General features: G+C 71.6%; 17 protein-coding genes. 8 read left to right on the top strand and 9 right to left on the bottom strand.

Going from position 1 to position 24495, the window contains the following annotated elements:
• Positions 1 to 125: 125 nt before the first annotated feature.
• The gene (locus tag CHC09_RS20885; RefSeq protein ID WP_089294827.1) at positions 126 to 347 is read right to left on the bottom strand and encodes a helix-turn-helix transcriptional regulator; all 222 of its coding nucleotides are present in this window, start codon (positions 345 to 347) and stop codon (positions 126 to 128) included.
• Between the two features lie 2 nt (positions 348 to 349).
• A complete protein-coding gene (locus CHC09_RS20880) occupies positions 350 to 817 on the bottom strand; it encodes a hypothetical protein (RefSeq protein ID WP_143232443.1) in 468 nt (155 codons plus the stop codon).
• 142 nt (positions 818 to 959) lie between these two features.
• Here CHC09_RS20880 and yaaA point away from each other — a divergent pair, with 142 nt between their 5' ends.
• Entirely contained in the window at positions 960 to 1769 is an 810-nt protein-coding gene (yaaA, locus tag CHC09_RS20875) for a peroxide stress protein YaaA (RefSeq protein WP_089294825.1), read from the top strand.
• A gap of 47 nt (positions 1770 to 1816) precedes the next feature.
• Here yaaA and CHC09_RS20870 read toward each other — a convergent pair whose 3' ends face one another.
• On the bottom strand, positions 1817 to 2413 hold the full coding sequence (locus CHC09_RS20870) for an FKBP-type peptidyl-prolyl cis-trans isomerase (protein WP_089294824.1): 597 nt from the start codon (positions 2411 to 2413) through the stop codon (positions 1817 to 1819).
• Positions 2414 to 2608: 195 nt separating this feature from the next.
• On the opposite strand from CHC09_RS20870, the gene CHC09_RS20865 reads away from it, so the two are divergent.
• The 3 genes from CHC09_RS20865 (at position 2609) to CHC09_RS20855 (ending at position 10639) form a co-directional block, all read left to right on the top strand.
• Complete coding sequence (locus tag CHC09_RS20865) at positions 2609 to 3427, top strand: hypothetical protein (protein ID WP_239138362.1); 819 nt, start codon at positions 2609 to 2611, stop codon at positions 3425 to 3427.
• Between the two features lie 57 nt (positions 3428 to 3484).
• Positions 3485 to 8296, top strand: coding sequence for an MMPL family transporter (locus CHC09_RS48460; protein ID WP_275407873.1), 4812 nt, complete (start codon positions 3485 to 3487; stop codon positions 8294 to 8296).
• A gap of 933 nt (positions 8297 to 9229) precedes the next feature.
• A complete protein-coding gene (locus CHC09_RS20855) occupies positions 9230 to 10639 on the top strand; it encodes an SDR family oxidoreductase (protein ID WP_089294822.1) in 1410 nt (469 codons plus the stop codon).
• Between the two features lie 42 nt (positions 10640 to 10681).
• On the opposite strand, the gene CHC09_RS20850 is transcribed toward CHC09_RS20855, so the two are convergent.
• The 3 genes from CHC09_RS20850 to CHC09_RS48860 form a co-directional block, all read right to left on the bottom strand.
• Positions 10682 to 11395: a hypothetical protein gene (locus CHC09_RS20850; protein ID WP_143232442.1), complete on the bottom strand. Its 714-nt coding sequence runs from the start codon at positions 11393 to 11395 to the stop codon at positions 10682 to 10684.
• 82 nt (positions 11396 to 11477) lie between these two features.
• On the bottom strand, positions 11478 to 12311 hold the full coding sequence (locus CHC09_RS20845; RefSeq protein WP_089294820.1) for an SWIM zinc finger family protein: 834 nt from the start codon (positions 12309 to 12311) through the stop codon (positions 11478 to 11480).
• 47 nt (positions 12312 to 12358) lie between these two features.
• Positions 12359 to 14287, bottom strand: a complete 1929-nt coding sequence (locus CHC09_RS48860) for a DEAD/DEAH box helicase (RefSeq protein WP_425320679.1) — start codon at positions 14285 to 14287, stop codon at positions 12359 to 12361.
• A gap of 1355 nt (positions 14288 to 15642) precedes the next feature.
• Here CHC09_RS48860 and CHC09_RS20835 point away from each other — a divergent pair.
• Positions 15643 to 17328 (top strand): putative bifunctional diguanylate cyclase/phosphodiesterase, encoded by a 1686-nt coding sequence (locus tag CHC09_RS20835; RefSeq protein WP_089294818.1) that lies wholly within the window; start codon positions 15643 to 15645, stop codon positions 17326 to 17328.
• On the opposite strand, the gene CHC09_RS20830 is transcribed toward CHC09_RS20835, so the two are convergent.
• A complete protein-coding gene (locus tag CHC09_RS20830; protein ID WP_089294817.1) occupies positions 17309 to 17734 on the bottom strand; it encodes a DUF5990 family protein in 426 nt (141 codons plus the stop codon). The genes CHC09_RS20835 and CHC09_RS20830 overlap by 20 nt on opposite strands.
• A 179-nt stretch (positions 17735 to 17913) precedes the next feature.
• Here CHC09_RS20830 and CHC09_RS20825 point away from each other — a divergent pair, with 179 nt between their 5' ends.
• The 3 genes from CHC09_RS20825 (at position 17914) to CHC09_RS20815 (ending at position 22318) form a co-directional block, all read left to right on the top strand.
• Positions 17914 to 18735, top strand: coding sequence for a tetratricopeptide repeat protein (locus tag CHC09_RS20825; protein ID WP_239138365.1), 822 nt, complete (start codon positions 17914 to 17916; stop codon positions 18733 to 18735).
• A gap of 73 nt (positions 18736 to 18808) precedes the next feature.
• Positions 18809 to 21001 carry a glycoside hydrolase family 9 protein gene (locus CHC09_RS20820; RefSeq protein ID WP_089294956.1) on the top strand — a complete coding sequence of 731 codons (2193 nt, stop codon included), beginning with the start codon at positions 18809 to 18811 and terminating at the stop codon, positions 20999 to 21001.
• 45 nt (positions 21002 to 21046) lie between these two features.
• Positions 21047 to 22318: a cytochrome P450 gene (locus CHC09_RS20815; RefSeq protein WP_089294815.1), complete on the top strand. Its 1272-nt coding sequence runs from the start codon at positions 21047 to 21049 to the stop codon at positions 22316 to 22318.
• Between the two features lie 112 nt (positions 22319 to 22430).
• Here CHC09_RS20815 and CHC09_RS20810 read toward each other — a convergent pair whose 3' ends face one another.
• A complete protein-coding gene (locus tag CHC09_RS20810) occupies positions 22431 to 23927 on the bottom strand; it encodes a N,N-dimethylformamidase beta subunit family domain-containing protein (protein ID WP_089294814.1) in 1497 nt (498 codons plus the stop codon).
• Positions 23928 to 24031: 104 nt separating this feature from the next.
• A complete protein-coding gene (locus CHC09_RS20805; RefSeq protein ID WP_089294813.1) occupies positions 24032 to 24370 on the bottom strand; it encodes an STAS domain-containing protein in 339 nt (112 codons plus the stop codon).
• Between the last annotated feature and the right edge of the window lie 125 nt (positions 24371 to 24495).

Genomic DNA, 24495 nt, shown 5'->3' with positions numbered 1-24495 from the left:
CGCGGCCGCGGTGCCGCGGACCTCGCGCGGCAACGTCACGGGACGTGGCCCGCGAGGGCTGGCCACAGGGCCCCACCGGTCGTACCGGAGAAAGATCTTGAATTTGCCCGGGTGAAGCGGACGTGTCAGGTCTCGTCGTATCGGAAGACCTCGTCGAGGGGCTGCTGGAAGATACGGGCGATCTGGAAGGCCAGCTCCAGCGACGGGGAGTAGCGACCCTGCTCGATCGCGATCACGGTCTGCCGGGTGACGCCCAGCCGCCGCGCGAGGTCGGCCTGGGTCATGTTGCCGGCGCCGGCGCGCAGGGCACGGATCCGGTTGGTGACCTTGGTGGGTTTCGGTGCCATCGTCAGAAGCCGCGCCGGTAGAGGCGAAGTTTGGTGATCGCTTCGGCGACCGTCGCGAGCAACCCGCAGAGGAACGCCGCGTTGCCGATCCAGAAGTGGTCGGCGCCGATCGCGGCCAGGATGACCACCGCGCCCAGGCCGGTGCCGAGCACCGCCGTGGCAAACCGGCTGCCGCTGCGGCCGATCTCCCGGTCCCGCACGTCGACGGCGATCGCGCCCTGCTCCTCGTCGCCGGGACGCCGGACGGCGACCACGATCTCCAGGACGATCGCCACGACGATGGTGCCGACCATGCCGGCCAGCATCGACCAGAACATCGGCGGGACCCAGGAGATCTCGGCGACCGGGGTGCGGACCAGCACCGGAACCAGCCACGCGTAGTACAGCAGCGCCGACGCCGCCATGGTGACCAGGCCCGACCAGACCTGGCGCTCCTCTCTCGTGGTGTACAGCGGCTCGTCCTCGGCCATCTCCGGCACGCCTCCCCTGGTCAAAAATGTTTTACATGTCGAAGGTAGGGCCCGCACCCGCTGAAGTCAAACTTCTTTGACATGGAGGCCGAAACCGGCACGCCCGCCGGGGCGCGGGGCGTGGCGGCGCTAATCTCGCCGCGTGCTGATTCTGTTGCCGCCGTCCGAGGGGAAGACCCCCGCCACCTCCGGTGATCCGGTGAACCTGGCCGAGCTGTGGCTGCCCGAGCTGAGCGCGGCCCGCAAGCGGGTCCTGACCAGGCTGGTGAGCCTGTGCCGGCGCGGCAGTGCCCGGTCGGTGGCCGATTCGCTCGGCGTGCTCGGACTCAGCGAGGGGCAGCGCGGGGAGATCGCCCGCAACGCGGAGCTTCCGGACGCGCCCGCGGCGCCGGCCGCCGAGGTCTACACCGGGGTGCTGTACGAGGCGCTGGGCGCGGAGACCCTGGACGAGGCGGCGCGCAAGTGGCTGTTCGAGACGGCGGTGGTCTTCTCCGGGCTGTGGGGCGCCGTGCGACTCGGTGACCGGATTCCGGCGTACCGCTGCTCGGTGGGGGTGACGCTGCCGGCCCCGGTCGGCGGGCTCACCGCGTACTGGAAGAAGAACCTGCCGAAGGCCCTCGACCCGGCGGCCGCCGACGGACCCGTGCTGGACCTCCGCTCCGGCGCGTACGCGGCGATGTGGACGCCGCCCGCGGCGGCCGCGAGCCGGGCCGCGGCCCTGCGCGTGCTGCACGAACGCGTCGTCGACGGCGTGCCGAAGCGGTCCGTGGTGAGCCACTTCAACAAGGCCACCAAGGGGCGGCTGGTCCGCGCCCTCGCGGTCGAGGGCGCGGCGCCGGAAGGCGTCGACGACCTGGTCACGGCCCTGCGTGACCTCGGCTTCACGGTCGAGGAGCAGCCGGGGCCGGCCGGCGGGGTCCGCCGGCTCGACATCGTCGTCGCGGAGCTCTGAGGGCTACCAGGCTGTCGCGGGCCACCGAGCGGTGCGCCCGGGCCGCTTCATCGGGCGGACAGGATGTCGATGACGAAGCGCAGGTCCTGGTCCTTGTAGGCGAGGGCGGCCGGCACGTCCAATTGGATCCGGCTGCCCACCCGCTGACCCGGGATGCCCTGGTCCCAACCCTGGATCAGCTGGCCGGCGCCGATCGGTGAGGTGAACGGCTCGCCGCGGCTCCAGGACGAGTCGATCACGTCACCGCCCTTGTACGGGATCAGCTTGTAGTTGAACGTCACCGTCTGGCCGGATTTGACCACCGGCCCGGTCCCCTTGACCAGCTCGGTGATCTCCAGCTTGGTGAGCGGCCCGCCGGTGCCCGGCTGGATCTCCGGTTCCTTCGCCAGCTCGGGCGGCAGCGAGGGGTTCCCGGCCAGCGGCGCCACACTCTCCGCCGGCGGCGGCGCCGGTTCGACGGCCGTCGTCGAGGTAGCGGCGGCGCTTGTCGTGGCGATGCTCGTCGGGGCGGGCTGCTCGTCGTCGTCGCCGGCGCGGACCACGAAGTAAACGATCACCAGCGCCAGGACGACGAACGCGCCGGTGAGCCCGCCGGCGATGGCCTGGGTACGGCGCTTCTCCGCCGCGGCGGTCCGGTCACTCATCTGCGAGTTCCTCCATAAATCGGTCGGAAACACCGGAAACCGTACTCGCCGATTACCGAGAACCTCGCCCGAATCGCCGATACCGATCATCGGCCGTACGGCCCATACCCGGGCCCGCCCTTCACCCGTCGCGACAAAGATGAGATGGTTTCAGCCGCTGCCGTCCGATCTTCGCCCCGCATCGTTGGAGAACAGTTGCGCCGTCGTCGCCCCGAGGTGCCCGATGTGCTGCTCAAGACGAACAAGCCGACCTGGCGGGAGCACCTGGGCCCGGCCGCGGTGATCATGGTCGGGGTGCTCGCCGTGGTCCTGGTGGGCATCGTGGCCCGAGTCAGCCGCTCCGACCGTCCCGCGGCCACCGGCCCGGTGACCGGCTCGGTCACCGACCCGACCCTGGACCAGGTGCCGATCCCGCTGCCCAGCCCGTCCGTCTCGACCAGCCCGGCGCCGATCAACTCGATCACCATCGAACAGGGTTCCGTGCCGGACTCGGTCGACCTCGCGCACGAAGGCAAGATCGACTGGGTGCACTGGGGCGAGGGCGGCACGTACTCGCTGGAACGGAGCGCCGCGGGCGGGTTCGCCATCCTGGAGGGCACCCCGGACGCCCCGCGCCGGCGGCACACCCTCAGCCCGGAACGGTTCCGCTGGAGCGGCGGCACCCCGGCGGCCGGCAACGACGGCACCACCAGCGGCATCCGCACCTGCGGCGCCGACAACGGCTTCACCCTCTCCGCGCCGGCCACCCCGGAACCGCGGAAACTCCGGCTCTACCTGGGCGTCACGGCCGGGCGGGGCCTGCTCAGAATCAAGCTCAGCACCGGCGATCTCGTCACCGGCGACAAGGCGATCACCTCCGAACTGGTCGAGGACGGCGACGCGTTGAAGACCGCGAAATACACGATCAGCTATCGCGCCACCGGTCCCGGCCGGATCTCGATCGAGTGGATCACCGACGAGTCCTTCTCCTCGGACTGCGGTGGCGTCGCTCTCCAAGCCGCGACGCTTTTCTAAACGTTTTTCAGGACCGACCGATGGTCGCGTAGTCGGCTGTCGGGAAAGGGGAACAGGGTGTTCGCGGGCTGGGGATCGCGGGTCGCCCGCTTCCGGTGGCCGGTGCTGATCGTCACGCTCGTGGCGGTGCTCGGCGCCGGCGTCTGGGGGATGGGCGTTTTCGGACAGCTCACCGAGGGTGGCTACGGCGATCCCGCGAGCGAGTCGGCGCGCGCCGCCGACGCGGTGGCCGAGGCGGTCGGCGGCCAGGGCGCCGACGTCATCGCGATCTACACACCGGCCTCCGGCGGCACCATCAACGACGCCGCGCTCACCGGGCAGATCAGGGAGCGGCTCGCCGCGCTGCCCGCGACGGCGGTGACGGCGACCACCTCGTACTGGGACAAGAAGAACCCGGCCTACGCCGCGAAGGACAAATCCAGCGCGGTCGCGATCATCACCCTGGCCGGCACGGACGATGCCGCCAAGCTCGAGGCGTACGGCGAGATCGAGGACCGGTTCGCCGTCGACGGCGCCACCGTCCAGCTGGCCGGCGGCGCGCCGCTCGCGCACACCTCCAACCAGCGCTCCACCGACGACCTCGCCTCGGCCGAGCTGATCTCGATGCCGATCGTCCTGGTCCTGCTCCTGCTGATCTTCGGCTCGCTGGTCGCCGCGTCCCTGCCGGTGCTCGTCGGCGGATGCGCGGTGCTCGGTTCCCTGGGCGTGCTGCACGCCGTCGCGCTCGGACACGACGTCAACTCGTTCGCCGTCAACGTGGCCAGCCTGCTCGGCCTGGGCATGGCGATCGACTACGGCCTGTTCATGGTCGGCCGGTTCCGGGAGGAGCAGGCCGCCGGGCACGATCCGGCGGAGGCCGTGCGCCGCACCGTCGGGACCGCCGGCCGTACCGTGCTCTTCTCCGCGACCCTGCTGATGACCGCCCTCGCCGGCCTGCTCCTCTTCCCGCAGGGCTTCCTCAAATCTTTGGCGTACGGCGGCCTCGCCGCCGTCTTCCTCGCCATGCTGCTCTCCCTCACCCTGCTCCCGGCGATCCTGGCCATCCTCGGCCCGCGCGTCGACAAGCTCCCGATCCGCCTGCCGTTCGGCGGACGCGCTCGGGAAGGTGGCGGCTGGCGCCGGCTCTCCGGCTTCGTGCTGCGCCGGCCGGTCGTGGTGGCGATCCCGATCCTCGCCGGGCTGATCGTGCTCGCGCTGCCGATCAAGGACGTCGGGTTCGGCCAGAACGACGAGCGGGTGCTGCCCGCCGGCGATCCGTCACGGGTCGCGGTGGAGACGCTCAAGACGTCGTACCCCCAGTTCAGCAGCGACGGCGTGCAGGTCGTCGTGCGCGGACCGGCGGCCGGCGCCAAGGCCTTCGCCGCCGAGATCGCCAAGATCCCCGGCGTGGCCGCAGTCACCCCGGCCGGCGCCGGCGCGAACGTCACCGTCCTCAACGCCGCCCTCACCAGCACCGACTCGTTCAGCCCGGCGGCCCGCCAGGTCGTCGACGACCTCCGCACCAGCGAACCGCCGGCCGGGACCGAGGTCCTGGTCGGCGGCGTCACCGCCCGCAACGTGGACAGCCTGGACGCGATCGCCGACCGGCTCCCGCTGATGATCGGGCTGCTCACCGGCGCCACCCTGCTGCTGATGTTCCTCGCCTTCGGCTCCGTCCTGCTGCCGATCAAGGCGGTGCTGATGAGCGGCCTCAGCCTCAGCGCCACCTTCGGCCTGCTCGTCTGGCTCTTCCAGCAGGGACACGGTGCCGGCCTGCTGCACGTCACACCCGCCCCGCTCGAAGCCGGCATCGTGGTGCTGATGGCGGCCGTGGTCTTCGGCCTCTCCACCGACTACGAGGTCTTCCTGCTCTCCCGGATGGTCGAGGCGCGCGTCAAGGGCGCGACCACGGCCGAGGCGGTCACCACCGGCCTGACCCGCACCGGCCGGGTGATCAGCGCGGCCGCGCTGCTGCTCATCGTGGTGACCGGCGCGTTCGCCCTCTCCACGGTCACCACCATGCGCTTCGTCGGCGTCGGCATGATCATCGCCCTGGTACTGGACGCGACGGTGGTCCGGATGCTGCTGGTGCCGGCCGTTCTCGCCCTGCTGGGCGACGCGGCGTGGTGGGCACCGGGGCCGCTGCGGCGCCTCCAGGAGAAGGCCGGCCTCGCGGAGCACGCGGGCGAGGAGAGCGTTTCCGGTACGACCGCCGGCGAGCAGCCTTCCGAGACGACGGCGGGCGCCGGTACCGAGATCCTGGATCACGCGGCTGCTGCCGCTCATCTGTCCGTCGACGGCTCCGATGACGCCACGGCGATCCTGCCGGTGGTCAAGGACGACGACGATTCCCTGGTCACCACTCCGGAGGAGACCGCCATCATCGCCTTGGAACCGGAGTCGTCCGACTCCCCCGCCAGCGCTGAGTCCCCCGACCCGGAATCCACCACCGACTCCGGCCCGGCCGACTCCAACACCACCGAAGCCGATCCGGCAGACACGGCCACCGCCGAAACCGATCCAGCAGACACCGACACCACCGAAACCGATCTGGCAGACACCGGCACCACCGAAACCGATCCAGCAGACACGGCCACCGCCGAAACCGATCCAGCAGACTCCGGCACCGCCGAAACCGATCCGCCAGACACCGGCACCGCCGAAACCGATCCGCCAGACACCGGCACCGACAGCACCGAAACCGATCTGGCTGACACCGGCACCGCCGAAACCGATCTGGCTGACACCGGCACCGCCGAAACCGATCTGGCTGACACTAATCCGGCTGACTCCATTCCGGACTCCGCGGACACAATCGACACCGCTGGTTCTTCCGTGGGCGCCGCAGCGATCGCCGATCCCGGCGAGTCGTCCGACGGCGAGGAGATCGTTTCCGGTCAAACCTCGTCGACCGGAGTCGGCACCGACGTCACCGAGCTCCTCCCGGTGATCTCCAGCGACCAAACCGAGACGGATACTGAAGCTCCCGCCGGAACGTCCTCCGCCGCGCCGACGACAGCGGACGAGCCGAAGATCGAGGTGGCCCCGGCCCCAGAAGCCGAGACAGTGACCGCCGGCCTCCCTGAGCCGGAGGCCCACGCCCGGCCCTCGTCGATCCCGGATCACGAAGCGCCCGAGGCCGACGAGGTCCAGAGCAAGGCGACACCGGACGTCGCTGCCCACCCGATCTCAGAGCTGCCAGAACACGTCGTCGCGACGCCCGAAGCAGCCCCGGAGCACTCCCCCGCCAAGCCGGAAACAACAGAACCAACACCAGCCGAACCCGAAGCAGCCGAGCCGGCACCAGAACCCGCGACGGCGGAATCCGACGTTGTCGAGCCCACGCTTGCGAAGCCGGAAGTTGACGAGCCCACAGCATCACCGCAAGTTGTCGAGCCCGTAGCAGAACCCGCGACAGCAGAACCGGAAGCAGCCAAGCCCGCTGCAGAGCCGGAAGTTGTCAAGCCCACAGCAGAGCTTGCGGCAGCAGAGCCGGAAGCAGCCGCGCCCGCAACAGCAGAACCGGATGTTGTCGAGCCCGCAACAAAGCCCGCGACCGCCGAACCGGAAGCAGCCGCGCCCGCAACAGAACCGGACGTTGCCGAACCCGCTGCGGAGCCGGACGTTGACGAGCCCACACTTGCGGAGCCGGATGTTGACGAGCCCACGGGTGCGGAGCCTGACGTCGTGGAGCACGCCACGGCAATGGCGGGTTCACCGGTCGGGGTGATCCCGGCCGCGGTCGCGGACTCGTTCACCTGGATGTCCGACCCCCGAATCGCCGGAATCGTCGGTGGCCCCGGCACACCCACCACGACCGCCGATTCGGACTTCACCTGGCTGACCGGCCTGGCAGACCCAACGCCCGCTCCGAGCACCCCGGAACCGGCCGTCACGATGAGTCCAGAACCGGCCTCCGCGAAGGAACCGCTCTCCGCGAGCGATCCGGTCTCCGCAACGACGCCGACTCCCGCAAACGAACCGGCCTCCGCACCGACGCAGGTTTCCGCAAACGAGCCGGCCTCCGCACCGACGCCGACTCCCGGAAACGAACCGGCCTCCGCAACGACGCCGACCTCCGTAAACGAACCGATCTCCGCGATGGGCCCAGTCTCCACGAAGGAACCGAGCGGTCGCCGGCCGCAAACCCTCGACGACTGGCTCGGTGGCAGGTCCACCGAGCGGGACCACCCGCAGCCGCTGGAGGTTCCCGCCGCACGCTCGAGCCGTCCGGCGACCTTGGGTGACTTCCCCAAGCCACCCCGCCGCTCCCGGCCTGCCCCAGCCGAAGAGCCGGCCATCCCGACGCAGGCCACCGGATCCATCCACAAACCGAAGGAATCGGCCCAACCGCTCCTTGGCGACACGCCACAACGGCCGAAGCCGCTGGACGACCTGTCTCCGGCAAGTCCAGTCCCAACCAACTCGGTCCCAACCAACTCGGTCCCGACCAGCGCAGTGCCGCGGAACTCGGTGCCGACCAACTCGATCCCAACCAGCTCAGTCCCGACCGACTCAGTGCCGACGAACTCGGTGCCGACGAACTCGGTGCCGACCAACTCGGTCCCGACCAACTCGGTCCCGACCAGCTCGGTCCCAACCGACTCAGTGCCGACCAACTCGGTCTCAACCAACTCGGTCCCGACCGGCTCAGCGCCGACCAGCTCGGTGCCGGTGAGTTCGGTGCCGGCAAGGCGGCCGCAGACGCTGGACGAATGGCTGCACGGCAACCCGACGCAGCCCCGCCCGCAGAGCCTCGACGACATGTTGGGCGGAAAGTCACCGGCGCCGGACCGGCGGCCGGTGACGCTCGCCGACCACACCCCCAACCCGAGCCGCCCGCACCGCTCCAACGGCGGTTCCAGCCAGGAGGACCCCGCTACCACGTAGGTTGATCTCTGGCTGGCGTTGGGCTGACCTTTCGGCGAGCTGACCACCAGCCGCACTGCCACCCGTCAAGATCTAGGCAAGTTGCGGTTGAAACATGGGCGAAGATCTCGGAGAGCTGATCCCGCCAGAATGATTTGTCTGGATATAGGCCACTCGAGCGGTGTTGCAGCTAGCCGAAGTCGCCCATCCGCGCGGCCTTACGTATCAAGGCTTTCGACACCACGCTGGACGCCAGTTTCCGCAATCCCGCCGCGCCCCAGGGCAGGCAACGCGCCCACCCCCGAACCGCCAGCGACGGCCGAGACGGTGACCGAAAACGTGCGGTAGATGGCAAGCACCGGCACCACCCGCGAACCACAGTGGCAGCCGGGACGGCGGCCAGGAGTGCACGGTGGCTGGCGAGCATAAGCACCCACCCACAACCGCAGGCAGCGGCCAAGACGGCGGCAAGAAGCAGACGGTGACCGGCGAGCATCAGCACCCGCACACGGCGGCCAAGACGGTAGCGAGAAGCAGACGGTGACCGGCGAGCATCAGCACCCACACGCGGCGGCCGAGAGGGCGGCAAGAAGCAGACGGTGACCGGCGAGCATCAGCACCCACACGCGGCGGCCAAGACGGCAGCTAGAAGCGGACGGTGGCTGGCGAGCACCGGCAGTGGCGCTGCGGGTGCGACGCATGAGACCACAGGCAAGATCAAATTGTGCTGGGTGGCGTTGGGGCCGGCGCGGTTGGCCGCCGGTGCGGGCAAGAGGGCGGGGACTGCACCACGGCGACCGGCTGGGCTTTCTCGGGGCGGCGCGCCACCGCCGTACCGGAGAAAATTGCGGGTGGTGGGTGACCTGGGCCCCTTGAGGGGCGCGTGCGGCGGCCGATAGAACCGCAGGGAATAAAGTGCCTGCGGTAGTACGGCCGATGAGGGAGAAGTTACGAATGACCGGCAGTGACCCGACCCTGGGCGTGGACCCGGACCGCTTGGCGGTCTGCCTCGCCGTCCTGGCCGAGGTGGAAGCTCTGCCGGTGGAGCATCCGGACGCCGTGCGGGTGCGGCGGGCGACGGCCGGCCTGTTCAAGACCGCGAAGCTGGAGCGGCGGCGGGAGCGCCGGGACGCCGTGCTCGCGAACGACCGGGCCGTCACCGCGGCGACCGCGACCGGGGCGCCGGGGCGGATCGATGACGAGACGGCCGGGATCCCGCTGAAGAGTACGACGGCGGGGGCGAGCGCCGGGGTGCTGCGGCAGGCGCGCGGGTGTTACGTGTGCAAGCAGCGCTACACCGTGGTGGATGCTTTCTATCACCAGTTGTGCCCGGACTGCGCGAAGGTCAACCACGAGCGCCGGGACGCGCGTACCGATCTCACCGGGCGGCGGGCTCTGCTCACCGGCGGGCGGGCCAAGATCGGCATGTATATCGCGTTGCGCCTGCTGCGTGACGGTGCGGATCTGACGATCACGACTCGGTTCCCGCACGACGCGGTGCGGCGGTTCACCGCGATGCCGGACAGCTCCGACTGGCTGCACCGGCTGCGGGTGGTCGGCATCGACCTGCGGGACCCGGCCCAGGTGGTGGGTCTGGCCGACTCGGTGGCGGCGCGCGGGCCAGTGGACATTCTGATCAACAACGCGGCGCAGACCGTACGCCGGACCGCGGGGGCCTACGCGGCGATCGCGGCCGCCGAGGCCGAGGCGCTGCCCGGCGGGAAGCTTCCCGAGCTGGAGTACTTCGGTGGTGCGGGGGCGTCGCCGGCGGCCGTGCTGACCGCCGGGGCCGGTGCGCTCACCCCGCAGCAGATCACCGAGCTGGCGCTGACCGCGCGGTCGGTGGCTATCGACGCGGGTGGCCTGGTGCCGGACACGACGGCGACCAACAGCTGGAGCGACCGGGTGCACGAGGTCGATCCGCTCGAGCTGCTCGAGGTGCAGCTCTGCAACGTTACGGCGCCGTTCATCCTGGTCAGCCGACTGCGGCCGGCGATGGCCAAGTCTCCGTTCCCCCGGCGGTACATCGTGAACGTCTCCGCCATGGAGGGCATCTTCCGGCGCGGGTACAAGGGTGCCGGGCATCCGCACACCAACATGGCGAAGGCCGCGCTGAACATGCTGACCCGCACCAGCGCGGAGGACATGTTCTCCGACGGCATCCTGATGACCAGCGTCGACACCGGCTGGATCACCGACGAGCGGCCGCACCCGACGAAGATGCGGCTGCACGAGGAGGGTTTCCACGCGCCGCTGGACCTGGTCGACGGGGCGGCCCGGGTGTACGACCCGATCGTGCGCGGTGAGCAGGGCGAGGACGTGTACGGCTGTTTCCTCAAGGATTACGCCCCCGTCGCCTGGTGAGACGGTCGCGGGCCACACCCCGCGTGGGTGTGGCCCGCGGCCCTACGGCACCGGCCAGAACGTCCCGCCGGAATTGTCACGCGGCGGGGTTCCCTTCACCGGCTGGTCCGGGAGACGAGCGCCGACCGGCTTTCCCTGTGGCGGCGAAACGGCCGGCTCGCTGTGCATCGGCGAACCGGCCGGCTTGCTGTGCGTCGGCGAACCGGCCGGCCTGTTGTGCGTCGGCGAACCGGCCGGCCTGGCATGCGACGAGCCAACGGGCCGGTCGACCGGCGACAGACCGGCAGGCCGGCCGACCGACGGCAAACCAGCGGCCTGGTTGATCGGCGACAACCCGGCAGGCCGGCTGATCGGCGACAGGACGGTCGGCCGGACCTGCGGCTCCAGTCCGTCGTCGACGCTCATCAGCCCGCTCGGATAGTCCGTCCGGTACGGCCAGCCACTCGGCCACGGCCCGCCGGCACCCAACCAGTCGCCCTCGTCGACGATCAGCTGGAACAGCCGGCCGCGCCAGCCGACGCGGACCGGGTCGCAGTCGTAGTCTTCCCAGGCGCTGTACCACTGGCCGGCCGAGCCGGCCTCCTCACAGGACCGTTTGGTGTCGTAGTAGCCGATCACGAAGTCGCGGGAGTGCGACGCCTGGCCGGAGGCCGGTCGGCCGACCGACGGATCGGCTTGCGCCGGGCCCATACCGATCATCGCGCCGGCGGCGACACCCACGCCGACCAGCGCGAACATATGCCTCATCATGTTCATGACACACCTTTTCCGGACATAGCGCCATTGCGGGCTTAGCGCATCACGGCGCCTCGGACCGTTCCGGCGTTTTTCCGGGGAACTAGCCCGTTCGATCGACCCCCGACGAGTCCGAGAAACTACGGAACGCGGCGCGAAGCACTTCGGTCAGGGGACGCCCGCGATGAGCGAGGCGCGGCGCGTCGAGCTGGTCGAGCAGCGCGTCCGAACGCCCACCGACCGGCTCCTCGCCAGCGGATTCTCCGAGATCCAGGGAAATCCCCCAGAACGCCTCCGGATCCTCGGGGTCGATCAGCGGCGGCTCGGGCTCGGCGGCGTCCCCCGCCCGGGAAGCGGTCTTCGCTCCGGCGGCGTCCCTGTCGGCGGCGGAGGCGTCCACCCCAGCCTCGGCGGCGTCCACCGCGGCGGCCTCCCGCAGTCGCCGCAAGCGCATGAGCAACTCGTCCCGGTGCCGGCCACGCCAGGCGAACACCTCGAACGGATCGGACTCGAACCTCCGGGCCAGGGCGTAACACGTGGTGGCGAGGTGGACGCACGGCATCGGCCACCGCTCGCAGGTGCAGTCCATCGCCACCTCGTCCAGCGACAGCGGCAACAGCGTCAGCCCCGCTTCGGCGAAGACCACCTCGACCCCGGGCGGCATCCGGCCGTCGAGCAGACCGGCGACGAAGCCGGCCTCTCTGACCAGGGCGGATTCGACCCGGGCCCAATCGGCCGCGCCGAAGGCACGGACCGCGACGCGGGACCGGAACGCGACGGGGTCGTCCGGGCCCCGGACCAGGGCCACCGCGAGGCTGCTGGAGACGGTAAGACTGCGTACGTGGCCGGCGCGTTCGTCCCGGCGGCCGCGCGCGAACGTCGGCCCCATCCGCAGCGCCTCGAACATCCCGAGAAACGCGGGCGCGAAGTCAGTCATCGTTCACCTCCGAGGCCGGGGCGCACCGCCCGGACACGGGCGCGAAGTCAGTCAACGATCGCCTCCGGGGCCAGGGCGACCAGGTCGCGCAACTCACTCGTGGACAACGCGGTCAGCCAGCCCTCGCCGGACCCCACCACCCGCTCGGCGAGCACGCCCTTGTCGGCGAGCAGCCGGTCGATGCGCTCCTCCAGCGTGCCGAGGCAGAGCAGGGTGTGCACCTGCACGTCCCGGCGCTGCCCGATCCGGAACGCGCGATCGGAAGCCTGGGCCTCGGTCGCCGGGTTCCACCACCGGTCCACATGCACCACGTGGTTCGCCGCGGTCAGGTTGAGCCCGGTGCCGCCCGCCTTCAACGACAGCAGGAACACCCCGGGCCGCCGCGCCCGCTGGAACTCGTCGACCATCGTGTCCCTGGCCCCGCGCGGCGTCCCGCCGTGCAGGAACGGCACCCGCACCCCGAACCGCGCGGCCAGGTGCGGCGCGAGCATCCCGCCGAACCTGGCGAACTGGGTGAAGCACAGCACGCTCTCGCCCGCCCCCAGCGCCCGGTCCACGATCTCCTCCAGCCGGTCGATCTTGCCGGACCGGCCGGGCAGCGGGGAGGCGTCCTTGAGCAGCAGCGCCGGGTGCACGCAGACCTGTTTCAGCTTGGTCATCGCGGCCAGCACCAGGCCCTTGCGGCGGGTCTCGCCCGGCTCGGCGAGCCGTTCCAGCAGCTCGTCGAGGACCGCGCGATAGAGGCTGACCTGCTCGGTCGTCATCCCGCACAGGTGCCGGACATGCCGCTTCGAGGGCAGGTCCCCGGCGATGCCCGGGTCGGCCTTGGTGCGGCGCAGCAGGAACGGCCGGGTGGCCTGGCGCAGCCGCGCGGCGGCCTCCTCGTCCTCGTACCGCTCGATCGGGACGGCGAACCGGGCGCGGAACGTGTGCGCGGAGGCGAGCAGGCCCGGGTTGACGAAGTCCAGGATGGACCAGAGCTCGGCCAGCCGGTTCTCCACCGGGGTGCCGGTCAGCGCGATCCGGTTGCGGGCCGGGAAACGCCGCACCGCCCGGGCTGCCGCCCCCGCGCTGTTCTTGATGTGCTGCGCCTCGTCCAGCACCACCCGGTCCCAGTCGATCGCGGCGAGCGCGTCCGCGTCGCGGACGGCGGTCGCGTACGTGGTGAGCACCAGGTCGGCACCCACGCTCAGCGAGGCCGGATCGGCCCGGTCGGCGCCGTGCAGCACCCGCACCCGCAGGCCCGGCGCGAACCGCTCCGCCTCACGCTGCCAGTTGCCGAGCACCGAGAGCGGGCAGACCAGCAGCGCCGGCCCGTCCCGCCGGTGCAGCAGCAGCGCCAGCAGCTGCACGGTCTTGCCCAGCCCCATGTCGTCCGCCAGGCACGCGCCCAGCCCCAGCGAGTCCATGAAGACCAACCAGGAGAAACCCCTCGTCTGGTACGGCTTGAGCACCCCCGTGAGCCCGGCCGGTGGATCGATCAGCTCCAGCCGCTCGTCCAGCTCACCGCTGAGCAGGTCGCCCAGCCAGCCGGTACCGCGCGCGTCGGTGACCGGCAGCGGCAGGTCCTCGGGCGGCAGCAGCCGGGTCACCCGCAGCGCGTCGCCGGCGGTCATCGTGCCGCCGCCCCGGCTCAGGAACGCGAGCCCGGCGGCGAGCCGCTCCGGGTCCAGGAACACCCAGCGCCCGCGCAGCTTGACCAGCGGAACCTTGGCCCGGGACAGGTCGGCCAGGTCGTCGGAGGTCAGGGAGCGGCCGCCCAGCGCCAGCCCCCACTCGTAGTCGACCAGGTCGCGCAGGCCGGCCGTGCGGTCCCGGAGCACGTGCGCGATCGGCTCCGGGGTCCGCACCCGCAGCGACAGGCCCAGCCCGGATCCCCGCTGCCACCAGGACGGCAGCAGCACGCCGTGGCCGGCCTCCGCGAGCACCGCCGCGTGGCTGAGGAAGCCGTGCGCACCCTCGGTGTCGAGGATCATCTCGACCGGGTGCGCCTCGCGCAGCGCGTCACCGAGCGCCGGGTAGAGCCGCGCCGCCCGGCCCAGCCCGGCCAGCAGGCGCTCCTGCGGGTGGGCGGTCCACCGGCGCAGCGGGGCGAACCGGTCCCGCCACACGTCGGCGGCCGGCACCAGCACGCTCGGCTCGTCGGCGGCCTGCAGCAGGAACTCCAGCCGCCACGCGTCGTTCGGCAGCGGCACCTCGCCGGGCATCACCGGCTCGTGTTCGCGCGGGTCGCTGAGCCGGAAGCAGACCCGCACCTCGGCACCGCGCGCGGCCTGTGCGAACCAGGCGTCCAGGGCCCGGATCAGCTCGTCCAACTCGTCGTGCGGCGCGTCGAAGCCGGGCTCCCCGGTCAGCGCCGCGAGCCACCCGTCGCCGGCCAGGGTCACGCCGGCCTCGGCGAGTCGCGTCCGCGCCAGCCCGTCGACGAGCCGCTCCAGCGCCGCCGTCAGCAGCTCGCCCGCCCCGGCCACCTCGGCGGTGCTGTCGCCCGGGCGCACCGGCCGGGCCTCGGCGCCCGAGGCGGTCTCGGCCCGGCAGGCCGGTGGCATGCGGTCCAGCAGGGTGGCGTGGCGGGCCGCGTCGGCGCCGATCAGAACCGGACGCCAGTGCGCCGCCGGGCGCGGGCCGTCCAGGCGCACGCCGGGCAGCACCCGGCCGCGCCGGACCAGGCTCGCGGCGAAGCCGCACAACTCGATCAGCCACCGGACCGCCGGCGCGACGCGGCCGTCGAACTCGGCGGCCAGGTCGGCGTCGACGAACGGCACGCCGACGGCGGGCACCCGCCACACCCGGGGCCGCCGCACGCCGCGCCGCGGTGGGACCCCGACCTGCGGCGACGGCAGCGGCCCGGCCCCGGTCGACGGGAGGGTCAGCAGGGCGGGCTCGCGCCTCTCCCCGGCCGGCAGCTCGGTGGCCGGCACCGCGGACGGGTGCCACGGCACGCCGCGGCCGCCCTTGGCGAGAGCGCCCGGCGCGCCGTCCTCGGCCCACAGGTTCAAACCGCCGTCCCGGCTCACGAATCCGTGCAGCACCCGCACCGCGGGCTCACCGCTGGGCAGGATCTCGCTCATGCGGGAGACCTGGCGGGTATGGCGACGAGCTTCAGCACGCCGACGACTCTAGGCCGCCCCTCCGACACTTTCCCGGCCACACCACGCGGCCGGTCAACGAATGAGTTGTCCGGAAAACGCGGGCCGCGCGCCCAACCGTTCCGAAAACGTTTCACGCCAGGTCTGCCTCTACCTCGTACAGGCGGGCATAATCGTCATCCGCCGGGCCGGTACCGTATCGGCGGAACGAACTCTGGCGGCACATCAGGGGAGGCGGTCACGTGCACACTCCCGTCCTCGCCGACCTCGCCGTCCCGGCCCCGATCACCCCGCCGGACACCCCGATGGGCGAGATCGAGTCGATCCTGCGAACCGACCCGGAGCTGCTCGGCATCGTCACCGAGACCGGCGAGGACCGCTTCCTGGTCGATCGCCGCTTCCTCGAGCTGGTGCTGGCCGGCCGGCTCGGCTTCGGCCGCGCCCTGCTGCACCGCAAGCCCCTGCGCAGCCTGCTGCGCCGCCCGGCTCTGGTGCTGCCGGCCGGCACCGAGTGGGGCGACGCGGCCCGGGCCGCGATGCAGCGGCCGGACGGGTTCAAGGCGATCCCGCTGATCGTCGCGTTCGACGACGGCACGGTCGGGATCGCTCCGGTCGGCCCGCTGGTCGAGCACCTGAGCAAGCGTTACCAGGCGATGGCGCACACCGACGACCTGACCGGCCTGGGCAACCGGCGCAGCCTGATGGAGCAGCGGGCGGCCGCGCCGGCGGCCCTGTTCGTGGTCGACCTCAACCGGTTCAAGGAGATCAACGACACGCTCGGCCAGCGCCACGGCGACGAGCTGCTGCGGCACGTCGCCGTGGCGCTGGCCGCGGCGTGTGCCCCGGCGCGGGCGTTCCGGCTCGACGGCGACAAGTTCGTGGTGTTCACCCCGGACCCGGCGATCTGGCCGGGGAAGGAGCCGGCCGCGGCCGCGCACGAGCTGTTGCACGCCATCCAGGGGCCGTTCCCGGTAGCCGGCATCCCGGTCACGGTCGAGGCGTCGACCGGTGTCGCCCTCGCCGACCATCCGGACCGGACGGAGATGGAGGATTTGCTGGCCCGGGCCGACGCCGCGATGTACACGGCGAAGCGCGACCGCACCCAGGTCGAGCTCTGGCGGGCCGCGCTGACCGCCGGCAACATCGATCTCGGTCTGGACACCGACCTGCGGGCCGCGATCGGCAAAGGTGAGCTGGTCCTGCACTATCAGCCGCTGGTCGACGCGCGGACCCGGGAGACCGCCTCGGTCGAGGCCCTGGTGCGCTGGTCGCACCCGCGGCGCGGGCTGCTCCCGCCGCGGGTCTTCCTGCCCCAGGCGGAACGCTCCGACGTGATCCACCTGCTCACCGCGGCGGTGCTGGCCGACGCCGTGCGGCAGGCCGCGGCCTGGCACCGGGCCGGTCGCGACGTCCCGGTGGCGGTGAATCTCGCCGCTCCGGTCCTGGCCTCGGACCGGGTGGTGGCCACGATCGACGCGCTGCTGGCGGAGACCGGGCTGCCGCCGCGGGCGCTGATCGTCGAGGTGACCGAGAGCGCGGTGATGACCCGCCCCGCCGAGTGCGCTGATCGATTGCGGTCATTGCGCAGGATGGGCGTACTGGTCGCGATCGACGACTTCGGCATCGGGAACACGTCGCTGGGCCTGCTCACCCAGCTCCCGCTGGACGAGTTGAAACTGGACCGCTCGTTCGTGACCCGGATCCACGAGCCGCGGGGCCGGGTGATCGTCGAGTCGGTCGCGCGGATGGCCAACGGCCTGGGCCTGACCCTGGTCGCCGAGGGCGTGGAGGACGAGCGCACCGCGGAGACCCTCACCGAGCTGGGCTTCCACCTGCTACAGGGCTACCACTTCGGCCGTCCCGAGCCGGCCCTGGCCGCGGGCACGGCCACCCGGGACCAACAGGGCGTCACTCCAGGGTCCAGGTGATCAGCGGCGGGCGGACGCGGGCGCACCGCGGCTCGCCCCGCTCGTCGGTCAGCCCGAGCCGCCCGACCAGCACGCCCCGCTCCTCGAAGGCGGCCCGCAGCAGCTCCCCGGGGACGTCCCCGAACAGCAGCTTCGCCCGCCGGAACATGGTGAACTCGTCGTCGCGCACCGCACCCCAGCTCAGGTAGAGGAAGCGGGCGCCGGGCGGGCCGTGCACCCAGGGACCGCCCACGTCGAGCAGCCCGTCCACCTCGCGGCCGGCCACGTCCAGCTCCCAGGTCGCGTGATCCGCGGTCACCGGGACCCGCCCGATCACCTCGGCGCGCCGCTGAACACCCACGTGCACGTCGTTCAGCCGGAGTTCGGGCGATTGTGGCAGGTCACGTCCCTCGATCCGGATCCGCATGTCAACACCCCCGTACTCTGCACGATATTCCCGAGTGGTCGCTTTTATACTTGATCAAGCGCGGTGACCACCAGCACCGCTTTCGATGCGACCTCGGCGGGTCCGGCCGCGATTCGGGCGAGGCTCGCCGAGCTCGAACCGGGGTGGGCAACCCGGCGAACGGGGGTGGCGTGGCGGAGATGTATCGGGGCGCGCACACGGCCGGCACCGTCGCGGCGGCGGAGAACGAGCGCGGTGAGATGCTACGCCGGGCCGGGCGGCCGGGTGAGGCGGCCGGGCACTTCGCGCGGGCGCTGGAGGCGCTCGGGACCGTGGACGAGCCGGATCCCGGGACGCATTCGGCGATCCTGAACAATCTCGCGCTCACCGCCCATCAGCAGGGGGACCTGGCCGGAGCGCGGCGCTGCCTGGTCCGCTCGCTGGAGGTGGGTCCACTGGTCGGTGACCCCGTCGGGCGGGCGATCACCTACGACAACCTGGCCGTCATCGAGGTCGAGCTGGCCCGCCGGGCGCGGACGGACCGGCATCTCAACGAGGCGGAACAGTACTTCGCGGCGGCGGAGCGACTGTTCCGCCGGGTGCTGCCCGAGGCCATCGACGACTACCTGCGCTCGGTGCTGAACCGGGTGGACGCCGCGCAGATGCGCGGGGACCGGGCCCGGATGGACCGGCTTACCCGGCACGCGACCGAGGTCGCGGCGCATCACGGGGTCGCGCCGGAGAACGCGCTCGAGGCGGTGACCATGCGCGGCGACTTCCTGCACCGCCACCGGGATCATCCACGGTCGACGGTCGCGCTGATGACCGATCGGCTGCCGGCGCTGCTGCCGGAGTGCCCGCCGGAGCAGACCGCGGCCGCGCTGGCCGTGCTGCTGCGGGCCGCGACAGCGACCGGGGATCCGGTGCTGGTGGCGGATGTGAGCGCGCGGATCGACGAACTCGACGTCCGGCCCGGCCGGCATCATCTGGTCCTGCTCACGCCCGGTGAGCGCGGCGCCTGACCGGCCGCCGAGCGCGGATTCCGCACTCGGAGTGTTGTTGACGGGGTGACACCAGGTAATCAAGATGGTCTCCATGCATTTATGGGAGCGCTCCCCCGTCATCGCCGCGGTAGCCACCCTCGCGCTCGTCGGTGCGGCCGTACCGGCCCGCGCGGACGAGGTCGAACAAGTGGTCAACGGCGGATTCGACGGCACCACCGACCCCTTCTGGTCCACCCCCGGCATGCCGATCGTCTCCACCGACGGCCGGGCCTGTGTGGACGTGCCCGGCGGGACCACCAACCGCTGGGACGCCGCGATCGGACAGAACGACATCGATCTGGTCGCGGGCGAGACGTACCGGTTCAGCTTCGACGCCTCCGGCGACGCGGGACACGTGGTCCGGGCGATCACCGGGCTCGCGGTCAGCCCCTACGACACCTACTTCGAGCAGTCGCCCGTCCTCGGCGACACCCAGCATTACTCGTTCACCTTCACGGCCTCGGCCGGAACCGCGCAGGGGCAGGTCGCCTTCCAGGTGGGCGGGAGCGCCGAGCCGTGGCACTTCTGTGTGGACAACGTGTCGCTGGTCGGCGGGGTCCCGCCGGAGGTGTACGTTCCGGACACCGGGCCGCGGGTGCGGGTGAACCAGGTCGCCTACCTGCCCTCGGGCCCGAAGGCGGCGACCCTGGTCACCGACGCGACGACGGCGCTGCCCTGGCGGCTGACCGACAAGCGCGGCAGGACCGTCGCCACCGGGCACAGCACCCCGCGCGGCGTGGACACCAGCTCGGGACAGAACGTCCAGACCATCGACTTCAGCCGCTACCGCCGGACCGGCACGGGTTACACGCTGACCGCGGACGGCGAGACGTCCCGCCCCTTCGACATCGGCGGGAAGGCGTACGAGACGCTGCGCGCCGACGCGCTGAAGTTCTACTACACCCAGCGCTCCGGCATCGAGATCCGCGACGACCTGCGCCCCGGTTACGGTCGCGCGGCCGGTCACGTCGACGTCGCCCCGAACCAGGGTGACGGGAACGTGCCCTGCCAGCCCGGCGTCTGCGACTACACCCTGGACGTGCGGGGCGGCTGGTACGACGCCGGCGACCACGGCAAGTACGTGGTCAACGGCGGCATCTCGGTCTGGGAACTGCTCAGCGAGTACGAGCAGTCCCGGAGCGTCCGCAAGGTCGATCTCGCCATCCCGGAGAGCGGCGACCGGACCCCGGACATCCTCGACGAGGCGCGCTGGGAACTGGAGTTCCTGCTCAAGATGCAGGCGCCGAACGGCATGGTGCACCACAAGATCCACGACCAGGCCTGGACCGGCCTGCCGCTGCTGCCCGCCCAGGATCCGCAGCCGCGCGAGTTGCACCCGGTCTCCACCGCCGCGACGCTGAACCTGGCCGCGGTCGCCGCCCAGGCGGCCCGGGTCTACCGCGCGTACGACCCGGCCTTCGCGGCCCGGGCGCTCAGCGCCGCGCGTAGGGCGTACACCGCGGCGAAGACCAACCCGATCGTGTACGCCTCGGCGTCCGACGGCACGGGCGGCGGCGCCTACAACGATGACAAGGTCACCGACGAGTTCTACTGGGCGGCCGCCGAGCTGTACCTGAGCACCGGGGAGAAGGGGTACTCCGCCGACGTGCTGGCCTCGCCCGAGCACACCGCCGACGTGTTCGGCGCCGGCGCCTTCGACTGGGCGGCGACCGCCGCGGCCGGCCGGCTCGACCTGGCGCTGATCCCGAACCGGCTGCCCGGCCGGGACCGGGTCAAGCTCTCCGTGGTCCAGGCCGCCCGGAAGTACCTGGCCCTTCAGGATTCGCATCCGTACGGCGTCGGCTACGCCCCGGCGAACAACATGTGGGACTGGGGCTCGAACAGCATCATCGTGAACAACCTGGTGGTGATCTCCGCCGCGCACCAGCTCACCGGCGGTCGTGAGTACCGCGACGGCGTGCTCACCGGCCTGGACTACCTGTTCGGCCGCAACGCGCTCAACCAGTCCTATGTCACCGGTTACGGCGAGGTCAGCTCGCAGAACGAGCACAGCCGCTGGTACGCCCATCAGCTCGACCCGAGCCTGCCGAACCCGCCGGCCGGCACCCTCGCGGGCGGCCCGAACTCGTCGATCCAGGACCCGCTGGCCCAGGAGAAACTGACCGGCTGTGTCGGCCAGTTCTGCTACATCGACGACATCCAGTCCTGGTCCACCAATGAGGAGGCAATCAACTGGAACGCGGCGTTGGCCCGGCTTTCCGGGTATGTCGCTGATCTGTCCTAGTTCGCCTACCGCAATACCGACATCTCATGGCGTAACGTGCGAGAGATGCAGGCTCTAAGCTTCGCCGTCGCGCTCTACCGGCGCCGTCTCGCCATCAACTACTGGGGCCGGGTGCGGCGGGACCCACTGTCCCGTCTGCACCTGGCCGAGGGGCGGGCGAACCCGTACGCCGTCTACGACGAGATCCGGGCGTACGGGCCGCTGATGCCCACCCCGCTCGGCAACTGGGTGACCGCGAACCACGCGGTCTGCGACGCCGTACTGCGGGACCGCCGGTTCTGTCCGCGCGCGGCCCAGATGAACGGGCCGGGCGCGCCGGGCGACAAGTTCGACATGTCGTTCCTGGACAAGGATCCGCCGGAGCACACCCGGCTGCGCCGCCTGGCCCAGCCCGCGTTCAGTCCGAAACAGATCGCCGGGTACCGCCCGCGGGTCGAGCGGGTGGTCGGCGAACTGCTCGACACGGCCGCCGCCAAGGGCACCTTCGACCTGGTCAGCGATTTCGCCGCGCCCCTGCCGATCGCGGTGATCTCCGACCTGATGGGCATCCCGGACGCGGACGTCGACGAGTTCACCGAGCACGGCGCGTTGATCGGCAGCGCGCTCGACGGGGTCCGCTCGCTCCGGCACGCGGCCCGGCTGCTGGCCGCCAGCGACGCGTTGGACAAAGTGTTCGTGCGGCTGTTCGAGCTGCGCCGTCGCGAGCCGGCGGACGACGCGGTGAGCCGCATCCTGGCCGCCGAGGGTGATCAGATCCAGCCGCACGAGGTGCTGCCGCTGTGCCGGCTGCTGCTCGTGGCCGGCTTCGAGACCACCGTCAACCTGATCGGCAACACGGTGAACGCGCTGCTCGACCACCCGGAGCAGTGGGACGCGGTCTGCGCCGACCCGGCCGGGCTGGCCGACGCGGCCGTCGAGGAGACACTGCGCTGGGACTCGCCGGTGCAGCGGACCTCCCGCTGCGCGGTCGAGGACATCGAACTGGCGGGTGTCACGGTCCGAAAAGGCGAGCTCGTCGTCCCGCTGCTCGGCGCCGCGAACCGGGACCCGTCGGTGTACGCCGACGCCGACCGCTTCGACCTGCACCGTGTCCCGGAGGCCGACCACCTCTCCTTCTCCAGCGGCATCCACTACTGCGTGGGCGCGCCGCTGGCCCGGATGGAGGCCGGGGTCGCGCTGCGCCTGCTGGCCGAACGGATGCCCGGCCTGCGCCGGGCCGGGGCCCTGCGCCGCCGGGACGCCGGGATCATCCGTGGCCCGCTCGCGTTCCCCGTCTCCACCGCCGTCCCGGCCACCCAGCACTCGCTGACCGCCTGACGGGCCGATCGGCACTCGGCTCGGCCGAGAGGCCCGGGGGCGGGACTCCATGTTCGTACCGGAGGAAGGGGTTGAGAGGGACCGGCGTCGGCCGGGAGCGGCGGGGTGGTTCTCATCTCCCGGAGGGAGAGCGCATCCGGTCGAAGAGGTTCCGCGTCGCGCGCTGGATCCGGGCGTCGGTGCACCCCGAGTCCACCAGGGCGAGAGGCCAATTGAAGGTCCCGGCGGCGAACATGATCGTGCCCTTCGGGGTGACGCAGAGGCTGGTGTTCTGGACCTTGTCGCCGCGGCCCTGCGCGTCCGTGTACGGGCTGTTCGAGAGGATGACCTGCCGGGCGTCGTACCCGAGCGGCAGCACCGGGTCGTGTCCGTCGGCCTCGCCACCGACCAGGTTCCTGATCCGGTCGCCGTCGCGCACTCCGGTGCCGGCCCAGAGCCAGTGGCCGGCTTCCCGGACGACGAGCGGGGCCGGGGTCTTCGGGATGCCGTTGTACTGGACGCCGAGCAACCGCGCCTCGGCGCGCGGGCGGCCCTCGCCCATGTTGCGCCAGAGCATGGTGGGCCCGGACCGGCCGGGCGTCGGATCCGGGTGCTCCTTGTAGCAGGTCACGACGCGGCCGGCGCGGCCCCGCCGGTCCTCGTCGAGGCGGATGTTCCAGTACACGTTGTTGGCGCCCAGGAACGCGCAGTGGGTGCCGGTGCGGAATGCCTTCTCGAGCACGTCGCGCATCTCGCTGGACCAGTACTCGTCGTGGCCGGAGAAGACCAGCGCCCGGTACCGCTCCGGATCGATCCGCCCCTCGTGCAGGTCGACGCCGCTGGCGTAGGCGACGTCGTATCCGTTCGTCTCCAGCCACTGGGCGGCGGCCACGTCGAGTGCGAACAGCTTGGGCCGGCCGCCGCGGCTGTAGGGGCGGTTGAACGACACCTGGTAGGCGCGCTCGGCCGGGCCGCCGACCGAGCCGCCGGCGCGATAACCGCGGTAGAGGCTCTTCCCGGTCCGCCCGTCGAGCGGCCACATGTTGTACGCGGCGTAGGTGGTGAACGGCAGCACGAGCAGGAAGTCCGCCCGGCGCCTGTCCTCACGCACCACGAACGGGGTGCTCGCCCGGTGACCGTCGCGGGACTCGAACACGGCGAGGAACAGCCCCGAGGACCAGTCGGCCGGCACCCGCAGGGTCCACGCGACCGGCCACTCGCAGTCGATGAGCCCGGTCTCCCTGCCGACCGCCGGGATCGGCTGCGGGCTCCCGGCCAGCTCCTCGCTGACCTTCATCAGTCGGCTGCCCGCACCGGCGTAGTGCCCGATCCGGTAGACGGTGACGGTGAACGGCTGGGGCCGCGCCACCGTGACGTGGAAGTCGATCGAGTCCCCGACGTTCACCGAGGTCGCCGACGCGTAGCCCTGGATCTCCCGGGACCCGTCGGTGACATTGGTGGGCAGCAGCAGACCGTCGGGGTCGGGCTCCGGGACGGGATCGAACGGGCGGCGGTGGAGCTCCCGGCGGGGCCGGCTGATCGCCTTGCCCGGGATGCTCAGCCCGGCCGCCACGGCCGCCGCGCCCAGGGTCAACGCTCCGAGCACCGTCCGGCGGGCGGAGCGCGACAAGGACGCCAACCTTTCGTATGACCGTCAACAGCCGGCGGCCTGTCGCCGTGGCGAGCCGGACGCTATCACAGCGTGACAACCTCGAATGTCCTCTGTGTCACACGTCAGAGGCCGAAGTGACGGGTGCCACTGACCCCGAGCAACTCGGTGAGGCCGGTGACGCGCAGTTGGCGGTGCACGAACTCGTTCGGGTTGCGCACCTGGAACCGGGCGCCGATCTCCTGGGCCGCCCGCTGGCCCGCGATCAGCGCTCCGAGGCCCACCGAGTCCATGAAGGTGACGTAGGTCAGATCGACGATCATCACGGCCGGACGGTCCCGCTGGAGCGTCTCCAGCAGGGTCTCGCGCAGCGACTCGACGGTGGCCGCGTCCAGGCTGCCCCGCACGTCCACGACCACGGAGCCATCGGCTTGCCGCCGTGCGGTGATCACGGCCTCGCCCATTCGACCTCGCCCACCGAAAACCGAGTCGGGCGATTTGCCCGTTCTCACACCGTACCTGTCCCGGTGTACTCGTCGCAGGCTGCCGCGCGGTTTACCGGAGGCGGCGGACAACCCGTACGCCGAGC

It is taken from the genome of Actinoplanes regularis, assembly GCF_900188005.1.
Lineage (GTDB): Bacteria > Actinomycetota > Actinomycetes > Mycobacteriales > Micromonosporaceae > Actinoplanes > Actinoplanes regularis.
This window is presented reverse-complemented; position numbering and strand designations above follow the sequence as displayed.